The organism is Winogradskyella haliclonae (assembly GCF_014635865.1).
Classification (GTDB): Bacteria; Bacteroidota; Bacteroidia; order Flavobacteriales; family Flavobacteriaceae; genus Winogradskyella; species Winogradskyella haliclonae.
On sequence record NZ_BMDQ01000001.1, the window covers coordinates 563565 to 579486 of the forward strand.

Here is a 15922-nt window from a genome sequence, read left to right on the forward strand (position 1 = left end):
TTTTAGTTGAATTTACCTTCTACAATCTCAAGAAAGCGTTCTTCGTATTCCTCTTTTCCTTCCCAATTGTTGTAATCGGGTTTTACCAATTGATGTATAAAATCTTCCGCTTCTTGTAATGTTGTGGCTGTATTTATCTGAGATATAACGCGATCATAATCTTCGTTCTTTCCATCGAACAAATGCTTTATAAAGGCAATTTTATCATTAAGACCAATCTGTAATCCACCAGATTTTAGTTTGTCATTTAAGGACTTTACTTTGTTTTCGGCCTCTCTCTTTTGAGCATCTTCAATAGGCTCAAACTCTGGAATATTTGCAAAATCCTGAGTTATGGTTTCAAACTCTATTGTTTTTGTTTGTTGCCCATTAGAACTTGCCTTAGGTGCTTCTTCAACGACCTCATCTTCTTCTGGCATAAAGGCTACCATGTCTTTAATCTTGTTCATTACAGGTTCAATGATGCGTTCGTTTTCACGCTCGTCCATGTCTACATAGACTTTATTTTCAATTTCAATATTATCACTAATCCTATTATTGAAAGCCGTATCCAGCATTTCAAAAAATGAAGAATCATTGCCAATTGTTGGAATATCATCTTCAAAATTTTCTTGCGCAAATTTTAAAACCGTGAGTTTCTCATACAATGCAGCAACTTCTTCGTGCATACGATTGATGTCTTCTTTCCCCGTTAATTTTAGAATCCTATGCGCTATGCTAATTAATTCTGATTCTAATTTCTTTTTCATGAGTATTACTTTTGTTTTTTAATAAATTTGCGTCACCTTTATACAAACGAAAATTAGACACGATTTAGTGCTAAAATTACAAAATGTTTCTCGAAAATACAGTAAATCATAAAGAACAATTTGGCTGGATTGAAGTCATTTGCGGATCTATGTTTTCTGGTAAAACTGAAGAATTAATCCGTCGATTAAAGCGTGCACAATTTGCGCGACAAAAAGTTGAAATATTTAAGCCTTCTGTAGATGTGCGTTATGATGAAGAAAAAGTAATTTCTCATGATGCTAACGAAATACGTTCAACACCTGTTCCTGCAGCCGCTAATATTCCTATTTTAGCAGACGGTTGTGATGTTGTTGGTATTGACGAAGCTCAGTTTTTTGATGACGAAATCGTAAGTGTTTGTAACGATTTAGCTAATAAAGGTATTCGTGTTATAGTTGCTGGTCTTGACATGGATTTTAAAGGCAATCCGTTTGGCCCAATGCCAAACCTTATGGCCACAGCTGAGTACGTCACTAAAGTGCATGCTGTCTGTACAAAAACTGGAAACTTAGCTCAATATAGCTACCGAAAAGCTAAGAGTGATGATCTTGTTTTATTAGGCGAAGTTGACGAATATGAGCCTCTAAGTAGAGCTGCTTATTACAAATGTATGCTTCGCGAAAAGGTGCGTCAGATGAAAGTTAAAGATGCAGAAGAATTGATTACTAAAGATAAAAATTCTGATGCCTAAAGCTCAAGAAACCATCTTAGAAATTCACTTAGATGCGTTGACGCATAACTATAATTATTTAAAATCTAAACTCAATCCTAACACTAAATTTCTAGCCGTTGTAAAAGCATTTGCCTACGGAAGTGATTCTGTGGAAATCGCAAAACACCTCGAGACACTTAATGCAGATTATTTTGCAGTAGCCTATGCTAGAGAAGGTGTTGCGCTCCGCGATGCAGGCATTACAATCCCAATATTAGTCTTGCATCCACAGGTTGTGAATTTTAAAACTATTATTGAGCGTTGCCTTGAGCCAAGTATTTACAGTCCAAAAATTTTACGAGAGTTTATAAAAATTGCTGAAGAACAAAAGCAAAGCGACTATCCTGTCCATATAAAGTTTAATACAGGTTTAAACCGCCTAGGTTTTTGGCATAATGATGTTGATTATATAGCAAATCAACTCAAAAACACATCATCGATTGTTGTTAAATCTTTATTTTCTCATTTAGCTGCAAGCGAAGATGAAAATGAAAGAGAATTTACCCTAAGACAAATCACAGATTTTAAAACCATTGCTGCTGATTTCGAGTCTCAAATGGACTATAGCCCATGGTTACATCTTTGCAATACTTCTGGTGTTATTAATTATCCTGAGGCGCATTTTGATATGATTCGTTGTGGTATTGGACTTTATGGTTTTGGAAATTCCGCTACTGAAGATCAAAACTTAAAACCCATAGCAAAATTAAAATCTATTATCTCCCAGATTCATTTAATTGAAAAAGAGGAAACTGTAGGTTACAATCGAGCGTACACTTCAAAAGGATTCGAAAAAACAGCTACAATCCCTATTGGTCACGCCGATGGAATTTCTAGACAATTCGGCAACGAAAAAGGGTTTGTTTTTATTAATGGGCAAAGCGCACCAATCATTGGTAACGTATGCATGGACATGATTATGGTTAATATCACCAACATTGATTGTAAAGAAGGTGATGAAGTTATCATCTTTGATGAAAACCATAAAGCTTCAGCTATTGCAGAATCCACAAAAACCATTTCTTATGAGGTTTTAACGGCTATTTCGCAGCGTGTTAAACGACTCTTTTTTAAACAAGTCTTATAGGAGTTTTCTCTATTTTCATAAAAGATGTTAATTTTTTGATTAAATTGGTGTTCAATACTAACTACTTAATACTTAAAATTATGCTTAAAGAATTTAAAGAATTTGCTATGAAAGGCAACCTAGTAGACATTGCCGTAGGTTTTGTTATGGGTGCCGCTTTCAATAAGGTTGTTGCATCATTTACTGGAGGAATTGTGTCTCCTTTAATTGGTCTTATTTTTGATACTGACTTTAAAGCAATGAGATATCAACTAAAAGAAGGTACTGTTAACGATGCAGGAGAACGCGTAGGAGATGTGTTTCTAGAATATGGAACGTTTTTAACTAATGTCATTGACTTTATCATTGTAGCATTTGTAATGTTTATGGTAGTTAAAGGTGTAAATAAAATGAAGAAAAAAGAAGAGCCTGCTCCAGAAGCACCATCTGGACCAAGTCAAGAAGATCTTTTAGCTGAAATAAGAGATTTACTAAAAAAATAACACAATTTAGCTAACCGCTACATTACATATTTTTAACAAAACCGCTTCAATCTGTGAAGCGGTTCTTTTTTAGGAAAAAATTTAGGGTTTCAACTCTAGAAATAGCTAATTTTGACCCTATAAATTTTTAATTACATGAAGATTGCTATTGTTGGTGCTACTGGCCTTGTCGGTAGTGTTATGCTTAAAGTTTTAGAGGAAAGAAATTTCCCTATGGATGAATTATTATTGGTGGCTTCACCAAGATCTGTTGGTAAAGAAATTCCATTTAAAAATAAACCAATTAAAGTCATTGGTATTCCTGAAGCAATTGAACAAAAACCGAATATTGCCTTATTTTCTGCTGGAGGAAGTACTTCTATAGAATGGGCTCCAAAATTTGCAGAGGTTGGCACGACAGTAATTGATAATTCATCCGCTTGGCGTATGGATTTAGACAAGAAGCTCGTGGTGCCAGAAATTAATGCAAACCAACTTTCTAAAGAAGATAAAATTATAGCTAATCCAAACTGCTCAACCATACAAATGGTAATGGCTTTAGCGCCTCTTCACAAAAAATACAAGATGAAACGTGTAGTTGTCTCTACATATCAATCTGTTTCGGGTACAGGAGTAAAAGCTGTAGAACAACTAGAAAACGAAATCGCCGGTAAAAAAGGTGAAATGGCTTATCCATACCCAATCGCCAAAAATGCAATTCCGCATTGCGATGTTTTTGAAGAAACAGGCTATACTAAAGAAGAGATGAAGCTGGTAAGAGAAACTCAAAAAATACTTGACGATAAAACTATTGCCGTAACTGCAACTGCTGTACGTATACCAACAGCTGGTGGTCATAGCGAATCCGTAAATATCGAATTTGAAAATGATTTTGATGTTACTGATGTCCGTAAACTATTAAGCGAAACCGATGGTGTTATTGTGCAAGATAATATCGATGTAAATACGTATCCAATGCCAATGTATGCCAACGGAAAAGATGATGTATTTGTAGGTCGTATACGTCGAGATATGTCACAGCCCAACTCCTTAAACATGTGGATTGTAAGTGATAATCTCAGAAAAGGAGCAGCAACAAATACGGTACAAATAGCTGAATATCTTCTGGCTAATAATCTGGTTTAATCCTAAGCTTCCATAAAAAAATCTTAAAAAAGCATCTTTGGACATCCCATAGGTGCTTTTTTGATTAATTTTAGAAAAATAAACCACCTTAAAACAATGAAAAACATATCTTATGTGCTTGTAGCACTCGTATTTTTTATGTCTTGTAAAAACGAAACTAAACCAAAAAAAATCATTAAAGTAGATTATCCTGAAACGGCAAAAGTAGAACATACTGACACCTATTTTGGTGAAGACGTAAGTGACCCTTATCGTTGGTTAGAAGATGATAGAAGTCCAGAAACTGAAGCATGGGTAAAAACTCAAAATGCAACAACCGGAGGTTTTTTAGACAGCATTCCATACCGTGAAGAGCTTAAGGAGCGTTTGTCTAAATTATGGAACTACGAAAAAGTAGGTGCGCCTTTCATAGAAGGTGATTACACATACTTCTATAAAAATGACGGTCTTCAAAATCAGTATGTCATATATCGCTACAAAAACGAAGCTGACCCAAGTACTGCAGAGGTGTTTTTAGACCCAAACACATTTAAAGAAGATGGTACCATTTCTTTAGGCGGCACAAGTTTTTCTAAAAATGGTAAAATATTGGCTTATTCGATTTCTGAAGGCGGAAGCGATTGGCGTAAGATTTTAATCATGGATGTGGAGTCTAAAAAAATAGTTGAAGACACTTTAATTGATATCAAATTTAGCGGTATGTCTTGGTACAAAAACGAAGGCTTCTATTATTCAAGTTACGACAAGCCAAAAGGAAGTGAGTTGTCTGCAAAAACAGACCAACATAAAGTTTACTACCACAAGCTAGGTACAAAACAGTCTGAAGATCAATTAATTTATGGTGGTACAGCGGAACAAAAGCATCGCTACATATATGGTGGTGTAACCGAAGATGACCGTTATTTAATTGTAACACCTCGTGTTTCAACATCTGGAAATAAGCTAATGATTAAAGATTTGACTCAGCCAAATTCAGAATTTATTACCATTCTAGACCATACAGACACGGATTCTAATATTATTGAAAATGTAGGGTCTAAATTATACATCATGACCAATATGGATGCGCCAAATCAACGTATAGTTACAGTAGACGCTAGTAATCCTGCACCAGAAAACTGGGTAGACTTTATTCCTGAAACAGAAAACGTGTTAAGTCCATCAACTGGCGGTGGTTATTTCTTTGCCGAATATATGGTAGATGCCGTATCTAAGGTTTTACAATATGACTACGACGGAAAATTGGTGAGAGAAGTAAAATTACCTGGTGTTGGTTCTGTCGGTGGTTTTGGAGCTAAAAAAGAAGATACTGAATCCTATTACTCTTTTACTAATTATGTCACTCCAGGAAGCATCTATAAATACAATATTAAGGATGGTACATCAGAGTTGTACCGCAAACCAGATATCGATTTTAATCCTGAAGATTACGAAAGTAAACAAGTGTTTTATACCTCAAAAGATGGTACAAAAGTGCCTATGATTATTACACATAAAAAAGGGCTTGAGCTTAATGGTAAAAACCCAACGATATTGTATGGTTATGGCGGTTTCAATATTAGTTTAACGCCTAGCTTTAGTATTACAAATGCTGTTTGGATGGAGCAGGGTGGTGTTTATGCTGTGCCAAATCTTCGTGGTGGTGGCGAATACGGAAAAGCTTGGCATGATGCAGGAACACAACTAAAAAAGCAAAACGTATTTGACGATTTTATTGCTGCCGGAGAATATCTAATTGAAAACAACTACACCTCATCAGATTATTTAGCAATTAGTGGTGGATCTAATGGAGGTTTATTAGTTGGTGCGACCATGACACAACGCCCAGATTTAATGAAAGTGGCTTTACCTGCTGTTGGCGTTTTAGATATGCTGCGTTACCATACATTTACAGCTGGAGCGGGTTGGGCATATGATTATGGAACAGCTGAAGACAGTAAAGAAATGTTCGATTATTTAAAGGGTTACTCACCTGTACACAACGTAAAAGAAGGTGTTGAATATCCTGCGACCATGGTCACAACAGGGGATCATGACGATCGCGTTGTCCCTGCGCATAGCTTTAAGTTTGCTGCCGAATTGCAAGCCAAACAAACCGGTAATAATCCTACTTTAATACGTATAGAAACAGATGCTGGTCATGGTGCAGGAACACCTGTGAGTAAAATACTCGAAAGAACCGCAGACGTATATGGTTTTACACTCTTTAATATGGGCTTTGAAGACCTACCAAGTAAGTCAAAAGAAAAGCTAAAAGACTAAAACAAAAAATTAATAATACATTAAGCCTACTTAAAATTAAGTAGGCTTTTTTATGGTATTTTTGCAGCATGCTTCAAGTAAAAAACATCCATTTTGGTTATGATAAAATTCTCGTTTTAGAAGACCTATCTTTCTCTCTAAATCCTGGAAGAAATCTAGCCATTATTGGTGAAAGTGGTTCGGGAAAAAGCACACTTTTAAAATTACTTTATGGTGAGTATGATTTACCTCAAGGCGAAATCTTCTGGAAAGAACAACAAATTCTAGGACCAAAATATAATCTGGTTATTGGTTATGATTTTATGAAATATGTAACCCAGGAATTTGATTTGATGCCTTTTATAACAGTCGAAGAAAATATTGGTAAATATCTGTCCCGTTTCTATCCTGAAGAAAAACAACAACGCACCCACGAGCTCATTAAGGTTGTTGAACTTGAAGCTTTTGCAAAAACAAAAGTCAAAAACCTCAGTGGTGGTCAAAAACAACGTGTGGCTTTAGCTCGCGCACTGGCTAAACAACCTGAAATTTTATTGCTCGACGAGCCTTTTAGTCATATTGATAATTTTAAAAAACAGTCGCTTCGTAGAAGCGTCTTCAAATACCTAAAAGAAAAAAATATTGCTTGCATTGTTGCCACTCATGACAAAAATGATGTTTTAGGTTTTGCAGACAAAATGCTGGTTTTACATCATAAAACAATCATTGCTCAAGACACACCCCAAAACTTATACAACAACCCGAAACTACCTTTAATTGCGTCGTTCTTTGATGAATTTAATAGTATTGATGGTGAGATTTACTACGCACATCAATTGAAAATAGTTGAAGAATCTGATTTAAAAGGCGTGGTAAAAAGCTCCTATTTTAATGGCGAATCTTGGTTGCTAGAAGTTGAACATGACTCAAAATCTGTTTTTGTTGAGCATCACTCAGAAATAGTTCCTAAAAGTTGTGTGTATTTTTCATTCAACAATTGATTACCTATCAAACTTCTTTAACAACGCTGGCAAATAAAAGATGTCTGTAATTAGAGCAATCGCAACGGTTACAGCGCAAAGCAATCCAAAATCTCTAACAGAAGGCACGGCGCTTGAGGCTATGATTAAGAAACCACTAACTAAGGCTATTGTTGTCGAGAATAACGCACTTCCCGTATAATGCATGGCGCGATCCATACGCTCTTCAGACGTGCCTTGAACACGTTTACTTTTTCGGTATTTATGGACTAAATGAATGGTGTCATCCATAGCAATACCGAGCATTATTGGCGTAATCATTGCCGTAGATACATCTAAAGGTATATCTAATAAACTCATGAAAATAGCCAAAATAGCTAATGGCAAAATGTTTGGAATAAGCACCAAAATTGTGGTTTTGATTCGTTTTATAAAAAACCATAAACACAGAAATGCAACAAAAAATGCTGCAAAAAATGATTTGAATTGTGTTTGTAAAATAAAGTCATTAAGTTGTGAGAACACCACAGAAAAGCCATTGATTTTTAAGCTGTACTTATCTGTATCAAAATTATTTTCAAAAGCCGATTTTATATCTCCTAATACCGTTTCTAACTCTGAAGTTTTTATTTCTTTGACGCCCAAAGTGATTCCTGCAGTTTTAAAGTCTTCAGAAAAGAGTTTAAAAAACTCACTGCTATTCTCTCCTATTTCGGATAAAGTAGCATCTATTTTTTCTTTCGAAATATTAGATTGGAATAAAACTGGTGAACGTTTTTCTAAAAAACGTTTGATATTAACTACAGACACCGGTGCAGAAAGCAAGGTGTTTTTATTCAATACATTTTGTAGTTTTTCTAATTGTATGATAGCATCTCGCTCTAACATCGTTCCTTTCTTGGAAGTAATATTAAGCTGCAATCGAGAACTGCTGTTTAGCTTACTCTCAACATAACGCAAATCTTCTTTGGCTTTTCCTTCAGCCAGCAAGTCAAGTGAATTTGTATCAATTTGCACTTTAAAAATCGAATACAAGCCAAAAATCAGTATCAACGAAGACACCACAATAATACTATTCTTATAACGAGAAGTAAGCGCATTAAGCCAATTAATTGTTTTGGTTTGACTGTACCGTTTTAAACTCAAAATAGGTTTAGCTGTCTTAAAGTTTAAATCCATAAAACTAAAGCCTATAATGGTAATAACATACACTAACACAAAGGCCATAACCAAACCAATACAAGTAAAAACACCCATGTTTTTAAATGCAGGCAACGGCGATAAGTACAAGGCAAAATAACCAACAAACGTAGTTAAGGTCGTATAAAAACAAGGTGTGATACTTTTACGTACTGCAAGTGTCAGTAAGTCTAATTTTGACAGATTTTCGTTGTCTATACCTTCTTTATGATAGATATTAATGATGTGAACCGCATCACTAACCGAATAGACCATTAAGATGGTTGGAATTAGCATCGAAATCATATTTAATGCAAAACCAAACGAGGTTATAATTCCGAATAAAATTGAAATTGGTACAGCGACACACAACAGAGAAACGATTAAATACCGCTTACTCGGTAAGAGAAATAACAACATTATGGTAATAACCAAAACGGTTAAAATACCAAAGACGAGACTCTCCTTATAAATACCTTTGCTATAGGCTTCGTTAAGCACAGGTGCTCCTGTTAGGTAGTAGTCGTCATAATAATTTTCAATCACAGCTCTAATATCTCCAGCAATGACTTCACGTTTTTCTTCTATGGTTGGTGTTGGATTTAATTGAATGTAGAAAAACAAGTTCTTATAATCATCAGTAACTAACTGTTGTGTAATATTTGGTATTTTTTTGAATAAATTCTTTAGACCTTTTTCACTGCGTTTGGACGTATACAAATCATCAAAAAGTAAATTGTTGTTTGCATAAATAGGATACTTTGCCTCAGCCAAACTAAATGATGTTTTTACATACCAAAGAGAATCTAGTGCGGTATGTAATTTTTTAAGTTGATCAATATTTGATGCTTCAAGAGCATTCTCAACAGGAATCATCCCAACAAAAATCTCATCAGAACCAAAGCGCTCTTGGTAATCGATATAGGCTCTATAGCTTGGGTCATCTTCCAAAAACCAAATACTCAACGAGTTATCAACGCTTAATTTATTAAGTGTTTGATATCCAGAAAACCCCATAGTTATTACCAAAACAGCTATAATTGCTATTCTGAATTTGATAATCGATGCTATGATTTTTTTTAATTTCTCCATTTTTAAGCTATTGCAAAAGCACCAAAATTGCCATGATGCGTTAGGCTTACATGTATTGTACCACCATTAAACACCAGAGTAGGAACCCCATAATCATCCTTTTTAAAATCTAACTCATCTTCTAAAATATTGTATTGTTTTGAAGCTGATGACATCAGTTTTTGCCTTAAAAATTCACTTTGATTGTTTATCTGTGGAGCGTTGAATTGAATGACTTCAGAATTCAGTTTTGACGGTTTTAAAGAGGCTTCGGAGATGATGTAATCTGATGTAATTTTAGTTTCTGTATAAGAGCTAAAGTTTTTAAACTTTACAATGCCTGTATCATTTTCAATAAAACATTCAAACTGTTTTGGTGCATAAAATCGGCTTGGATTTTGCTGTACATATAACTTGTATGCAGCTTCTTTCATACTCCATAAACGCCAAATCGTTTCAGTTTTATCCTTAGAGTTATGAATCAAATAATGTTCATTAATCGTAAATATTTTATCTAAAAATTGTGGCCGTTGCCAGTTAGAGTCTTTTTTTGCTTGAGCGATATCTATAATATCATTTCCAACCATTAGCCAGCTAGCTTAGTGTTTACAATAGCCATGGCTGATTTTACATCAAGCATTTTTTCCATGTCTTCGTTTTCTAATCGAATATCAAATTCATCTTCAATATCTAGAATAATGTCTACTAAATTGGCTGAATTAATTTTCAAATCTTTTATAAAATCTGTGTCCTCAGAAAGGTTTTTAAATGCTTCTTCATCCTGTATGTAAGGTGATACAATCGCTTTTAATTTGGTAATTAACTCTTGGTTAGTCATCGTATAGTTTTAATAATGTAAAGTTACGCCATATATCGCTTAAATAAAACACAGGCATTAACATCACCAAAGCCAAAACTAGCTTTTGCCAGGATGTTAAAGCTTAAATCCATTTTTTCTGTCGGAATGTGTTCTGAAGCAACAAGCTTCTTTATTTCTGGGTGTAAATCTTCGCAATTACTATTTGGAGCAATAAACTGCTCATTAAGTTGTATAACACTAGCGACACTCTCAATAGCGCCAGCTGCTGCTAAACAATGTCCAACCATAGATTTTGTTGAGTTTATATATGGGAAAGCCTTTCCGTTTCTATTTAGTGCTTTGGTCCAATTTTCGATTTCTAAAGTATCTTTTGAAGTTGCTGTGAGATGCCCGTTAATGATTTCTATGTCATTTGAAGAAATCCCCGAATTTTCAATTGCCTTTTTGATACAACGTTGTACAGCTTCAGCATTAGGCGCCGTTAATGTTCCGCCTTGCCGTTGGCCTCCAGAATTGACTTCACCTCCCAAAACCTCAGCATAGATTTTTGCACCTCGTTCTAATGCGCTTTCTAAAGATTCTAAAACTAAGGCACCTGCGCCACTTCCTGGTACAAAGCCTGAAGCTGATGCACTCATTGGTCGTGACCCTTTTTCTGGATTATCATTGTACTTATAAGTCATCACACGCATAGCATCAAAACCACCCCAAACATAAGGTCCGTGGTCACTACAACTGCCAACCAACATGCGCTTTGCTTTTCCATTTTGAATACGTTCAAAGCCCATTAAAAGGGCTTCTGTTCCTGTTGTGCAAGCCGAAGAATTTGTTGTGACTTGATTTCCTAAACCTAACATCCCACTTAAATATGCACTTACACCACTTGCCATGGTTTGCAAAACAACAGTGCTTCCTAGTCGTCTTACATTGCCTTCATCTAGTTTATAAATCGCTTCTCGAAACTTCTCAACACCAGACGTTCCTGTTCCGAAAATAAGTCCTGTATCATAGTCTAATTTGCTATCCGGATTCGTATCAAAACCTGCGTCTTTCCATGCGTCAATTCCAGAAATACAGCCGTATAAAATACCAGAACTATTAAAGCCTCTTAGTTGTAAATCTGTGAAGTACTCTTTCTTTTTTTCTTCTGAAATGTTTGGAATTCCACCAATTTGACAAGAAAATTTTAAGTCCTTTAATTCTTGATGAAACGTAATTCCGGACTTGCCTTGTTTTAAGGCTTCTGTAAAGTCTGAAACACCAACACCATTTGGTGCAACTACGCCTAATCCTGTTATGACCACTCTATTTTTCATGCTTTCATCATTCCTGAAATTATTCCTCTTGCCACCAATTCGCCCTTTTCATTTAGCAGTTGCACTTTACATTTCAGTTTGTTGAATCTAAATACTTCTTTTTCTGAAATCACCGTCACTTTTTCTTCTGGAAAAACAGGTAAATAAAAATCCATTTGGTGTGCCGTTAATGCAATTTGTGGTTGATGCTCGGAATTTAACTCGTCTTTTAATAAATAAATACCCAAACACACCAGCCCGATTTGTGCCATACATTCTGTGAGGATTACGCCAGGTGTTATTGGATTGTCTTTAAAATGACCTTTGTAAAAGGTCTCGTCTTTATTGAATGTATAATGTCCTGTTATGCCTTCATCTGAAATGGCTTCAATACCATCCACAAACAAAAAAGGTTTTTGGTAAGGTAATAGTGCTATGATTTCTGATACAGTCATTCTAACTTAAATGTTCTCCGCCATCAACAGGGATAATCGTACCTGTAATCCAAGCAGCTTCGTCTTTACTTAATAAATAAACAGCATTTGCGACATCTTCTGGTAATGTTAGTCGTTTATTGGGGTTTCGCCTTAAAGTGTGTTTTATAATTTTTTCACTTCCAGGAATCATACGTAACGATGAGGTGTCTGTAACGCCAGCTTGTATGCAATTGGCTTTTATACCATAAGGTGCAAACTCTAAAGCTATATTTCGAGTAATCGCTTCGAGTGTGACTTTAGCCGCCGAAACTGCGGCATAACTATGCCATGCTTTACTATTTCCTTCACTTGTAAAACTTATGATTCTTGAATCTTCAGAAAACAAGTTAGACTCAAAAAGGGCTTTTGTCCAATCGTATAGACTTATACCCATCGCATTAATGGTTAAAGCAAAATCGTCATGTTTTAAAACGGATGTTTCAGTTGAAATCATGGGTTTTAAATTACCCTTGGCAACACTATGTACTAGAGTTCTTATTTTGTGTTTTGTTCCAAATTCAGTTTTTAGCGTATCAATAACAGCTTCAATCTTCTCAGGCTTAAAAGCATTTGTGTTAAAGGATTTAAATTGTATGCCTTCTTGTTTAATAGTTTCAAATTGAGCTTGAATTTCATCTTCCTGCATGCGAGAATTGCGATGAACAATACAAATATTCATCCCATGTTTAGCTAGTTTTTTTGCTGTGGCTAAGCCTAAGCCAGAACTACCGCCAAGTATTAATGCCCAATAGTTTTTATTTTGAAATTCTTTCATGTTTACCATTCTAATAAAATACGTTGTGCCGAAAACCCTGGGCCAAAACTCAACATAACACCTTTGTCTCCTTTAGGCAAATCTCTATCCATAAAACGCTCTAAAACATATAAAACAGTAGCGCTACTCATGTTTCCATACAATCGCAATACTGCTTTAGTATCATCAATGTTTTTACCTAACTCGCCAAACAACGCTTCAACAGTTTGTACTATTTTCTTTCCTCCGGGATGAAACACCAAGTGGTCTATCTCTTTAATAGTCAAATTATTCTTTTCTAAAAATGGATGAATGATTTCAGGGAAGTGGTCTGCAATTGTTTGGGGTACGCTTTGGTCTAAAACCATTTGTAAGCCTGAATTTCTGAGCTTAAAGCCCATCATGTGGTCAGCATCATAAAAATGATACATGGCTTCGTCTTTAATTTCTGGTCCAACCTCATCTTGATACGATGACAATATTACACTGGCACAACCGTCTCCAAAAATAGCAGCACTGACAATATTTACCATAGAATAATCTTCTAGCTGAAAGGTTGCAGTTGGCGACTCTATAGCAATCACAGCCGCACGCTTATTTGGATTGGCCTTCAAAAAATTTTTCGCATAAATAATCCCAGAAACTCCTGCGGCACAACCCATTTCTGTCACTGGAAGTCTAACGATATCTTGTTTCATCTTTAAACTATTAATCAAATACGCATCCAAAGATGGAATCATAATTCCAGTACAACTTACGGTTATAATATAGTCGATATCTGTTGGTGTTAGACTTGCTTTGTCTAAAGCTTTGACCAAACTTTTTTCAGCTAGTTTTACACTTTCCCTAACATAAATATCATTTTTTTCTTCAAAAGAGGTCTTAAGAAAAACCTCTTCGGCATCCATTATGGAATAGCGTTTATCTACAGCTGCATTCTCAAAAATCTTAAGCACTTTTCGCTTAAAGCGGTCTTCTTGACCATCAAGCCATGCTTCAACAAAAGGTAAAATATCTTTTGTTTCTCTAGTATATTGAGGCAACTGTTTAGCTACCGATGTAATTCTTACAGCCATCTAATTCTTAATTAACCACTGGTAACGGAATGCCCATTTCCAACGGATTTCTGATTTGAGGTTTAGCTTTTGCGTTAGGTGCTCTAAATCTTTTCTTTTAAAAGCCCGCAATATGGATGTTAACCCATCTTCAACTATCATTTGGTTAGAAATTGCTAAACTTAATAATCTAAAAAGTCCATAAGCCATTTCACTTCTGTGTAAGTCGTTAATAACCAATCCTAATTTCGCTTTGCTTAGCAGTTGTTTTAATAGCACTTCTAATTCTTCTGTCTTAAAATGATGCAAAAACAAGGTCGCTAGAGCAATATCGTAATCTAATTCTTTAAATTCTTTGGAAAAAATGTCTTTAGTCTCGAATGATAATTCTGAATAATCTACAGATAATTCAGTAGCATAATCTATAGCATCTTGGTTTGCATCAATCCCTATTAATTCGAATTTATAACCTTCTCGCCGCCCATAATCTGCAATTAATCTTAAAATATCACCATGCCCACAACCTAAATCAACAATTCTATAGGTTAAATCCTTAGGTAGACCGTGAAGTATTTTTTTTACACCATTAAGCGTTACACGGTTTCCGCCTAGCCATTTATTGATATTTCCCAACTTGTCTAGAGTATCACGAAGCAATTCACCTTTCATGGAAAAGTCGTCCATGATTTCTGTTTTATTACTGCGATATGTGGTATCAATGAATATTGACATTATACTTTCATGGGTTTACCGTGTGTCATCTTAATGATTTGTGGCACCAAAAACGAAAACCACCTTAAAAACACTAAAAGTTTTGGCGCTAACCAATCTTGACGAAATAAATAAGCTATCGTGTGACCTGCTTTAAGCCTAAAATTGAATGCTTTCTTCCAGTGTATGGTATACGCTTTTTCTAATTCTTCTCGTGTTTTAATTTTTTCTTTAAGGTAGTCAATTATGAGTTGGGATGCTAATTGAGAACTTCGGATAGCCATTCCCATTCCATTGCCGCATAAAGGATGAATCATCCCTGCTGAATCCCCACACATAATCATGTGGTTTTCTACAGGTTTTTTAGTTTCGAATGAGATTTGACTTATGGCTAATGGTTTTTCAAACTTGGGTTTTGAATTTTTGAACACCTCTTTTAAGGCCATATTCTTAAATAAAACCTCTTCCTGAAAAGTCTCAATGTCCTTATACTTTTTGAAGGCTTCGTAATTAGTAATGTAACACAAGTTTATATTTCCATTCTCCACTTTAGACATGCCGCAATAACCACCTTTAAAATTGTGAAGCGCTACCTTCTCTTCAGAGAATTGACCAGAAACATGAATTTTTACACCCAAATACGGTGATTTTTTAGTCATGAATTTTCGTTGGAATTTAGCGTCTAGATTAGATCGTTTTCCAAATGCTCCTAGGACTAGCTTTGCTTGTATATCTTTGTTTGATTTGGTTGCGATACGGAACATGTCATTCTTAATAGAAACATTTGTAACCGTGTCACAAAGTACTTCTACATTGTTTTTAAGCGCTAATTGATACAATTGAAAATCCATTTCGTAACGACTCATCCCAAATCCACCTAGTGGTAGTTTGGCACTAATGCTTTTATTGTTGTGTGTTGTTAACTCAAACTCTGAAATGTGTTTTGCTCCAAAATCAAATGGGTTAAATCCTAAATAATTTAAATATGGCAACACTTCGTTAGAAACATATTCACCACAAACTTTATGTTTTGGATAGTCGTTTTTCTCTATCAATAAAACCCTAACGCCTTCTTTTGATAGATGAATTGCGCTCGTTAAACCAGCTAAACCGCCACCAATAACAATAACATCAATCTCAGGCAT

General features: G+C 35.3%; 16 protein-coding genes. 6 read left to right on the forward strand and 10 right to left on the reverse strand.

What is annotated here, in order from left to right; all coding sequences use genetic code 11:
* Positions 1–2: 2 nt before the first annotated feature.
* Positions 3–749, reverse strand: a complete 747-nt coding sequence (locus tag IEV10_RS02565; RefSeq protein ID WP_188373127.1) for a DUF8457 domain-containing protein — start codon at positions 747–749, stop codon at positions 3–5.
* Between the two features lie 83 nt (positions 750–832).
* Between IEV10_RS02565 and IEV10_RS02570 the strand changes: the two genes are divergently transcribed.
* From IEV10_RS02570 to IEV10_RS02595, 6 genes are all read left to right on the forward strand, one after another.
* Positions 833–1480 carry a thymidine kinase gene (locus IEV10_RS02570; RefSeq protein ID WP_188373128.1) on the forward strand — a complete coding sequence of 216 codons (648 nt, stop codon included), beginning with the start codon at positions 833–835 and terminating at the stop codon, positions 1478–1480.
* On the forward strand, positions 1473–2588 hold the full coding sequence (gene alr / locus IEV10_RS02575; RefSeq protein WP_188373129.1) for an alanine racemase: 1116 nt from the start codon (positions 1473–1475) through the stop codon (positions 2586–2588). Before IEV10_RS02570 ends, alr begins: the two co-directional genes overlap by 8 nt.
* 80 nt (positions 2589–2668) lie before the next feature.
* Positions 2669–3070: a large-conductance mechanosensitive channel protein MscL gene (gene mscL, locus IEV10_RS02580; RefSeq protein ID WP_188373130.1), complete on the forward strand. Its 402-nt coding sequence runs from the start codon at positions 2669–2671 to the stop codon at positions 3068–3070.
* A gap of 135 nt (positions 3071–3205) precedes the next feature.
* Positions 3206–4195, forward strand: a complete 990-nt coding sequence (locus IEV10_RS02585; protein WP_188373131.1) for an aspartate-semialdehyde dehydrogenase — start codon at positions 3206–3208, stop codon at positions 4193–4195.
* Between the two features lie 96 nt (positions 4196–4291).
* Positions 4292–6457: a prolyl oligopeptidase family serine peptidase gene (locus IEV10_RS02590; protein ID WP_188373132.1), complete on the forward strand. Its 2166-nt coding sequence runs from the start codon at positions 4292–4294 to the stop codon at positions 6455–6457.
* Between the two features lie 68 nt (positions 6458–6525).
* Complete coding sequence (locus IEV10_RS02595) at positions 6526–7437, forward strand: ABC transporter ATP-binding protein (protein WP_188373133.1); 912 nt, start codon at positions 6526–6528, stop codon at positions 7435–7437.
* On the opposite strand, the gene IEV10_RS02600 is transcribed toward IEV10_RS02595, so the two are convergent.
* The 9 genes from IEV10_RS02600 to IEV10_RS02640 are packed head-to-tail and all read right to left on the reverse strand — an operon-like array spanning position 7438 to position 15922.
* On the reverse strand, positions 7438–9687 hold the full coding sequence (locus IEV10_RS02600) for an efflux RND transporter permease subunit (RefSeq protein WP_188373134.1): 2250 nt from the start codon (positions 9685–9687) through the stop codon (positions 7438–7440).
* Positions 9688–9689: 2 nt separating this feature from the next.
* On the reverse strand, positions 9690–10253 hold the full coding sequence (locus tag IEV10_RS02605) for a 4'-phosphopantetheinyl transferase family protein (RefSeq protein WP_188373135.1): 564 nt from the start codon (positions 10251–10253) through the stop codon (positions 9690–9692).
* The gene (locus IEV10_RS02610; protein WP_188373136.1) at positions 10253–10504 is read right to left on the reverse strand and encodes an acyl carrier protein; all 252 of its coding nucleotides are present in this window, start codon (positions 10502–10504) and stop codon (positions 10253–10255) included. Before IEV10_RS02610 ends, IEV10_RS02605 begins: the two co-directional genes overlap by 1 nt.
* 23 nt (positions 10505–10527) lie before the next feature.
* On the reverse strand, positions 10528–11802 hold the full coding sequence (locus tag IEV10_RS02615; RefSeq protein ID WP_188373137.1) for a beta-ketoacyl-[acyl-carrier-protein] synthase family protein: 1275 nt from the start codon (positions 11800–11802) through the stop codon (positions 10528–10530).
* Positions 11799–12236: a 3-hydroxyacyl-ACP dehydratase FabZ family protein gene (locus tag IEV10_RS02620; RefSeq protein ID WP_188373138.1), complete on the reverse strand. Its 438-nt coding sequence runs from the start codon at positions 12234–12236 to the stop codon at positions 11799–11801. Before IEV10_RS02620 ends, IEV10_RS02615 begins: the two co-directional genes overlap by 4 nt.
* 1 nt (position 12237) lies before the next feature.
* Entirely contained in the window at positions 12238–13032 is a 795-nt protein-coding gene (locus IEV10_RS02625; protein ID WP_229719571.1) for an enoyl-ACP reductase FabI, read from the reverse strand.
* Positions 13033–13034: 2 nt separating this feature from the next.
* Positions 13035–14087: a type III polyketide synthase gene (locus IEV10_RS02630; RefSeq protein ID WP_188373140.1), complete on the reverse strand. Its 1053-nt coding sequence runs from the start codon at positions 14085–14087 to the stop codon at positions 13035–13037.
* Entirely contained in the window at positions 14088–14798 is a 711-nt protein-coding gene (locus tag IEV10_RS02635) for a methyltransferase domain-containing protein (protein ID WP_188373141.1), read from the reverse strand.
* Positions 14798–15922 (reverse strand): NAD(P)/FAD-dependent oxidoreductase, encoded by a 1125-nt coding sequence (locus IEV10_RS02640; RefSeq protein ID WP_188373142.1) that lies wholly within the window; start codon positions 15920–15922, stop codon positions 14798–14800. The genes IEV10_RS02635 and IEV10_RS02640 overlap by 1 nt, the downstream gene beginning before the upstream one ends.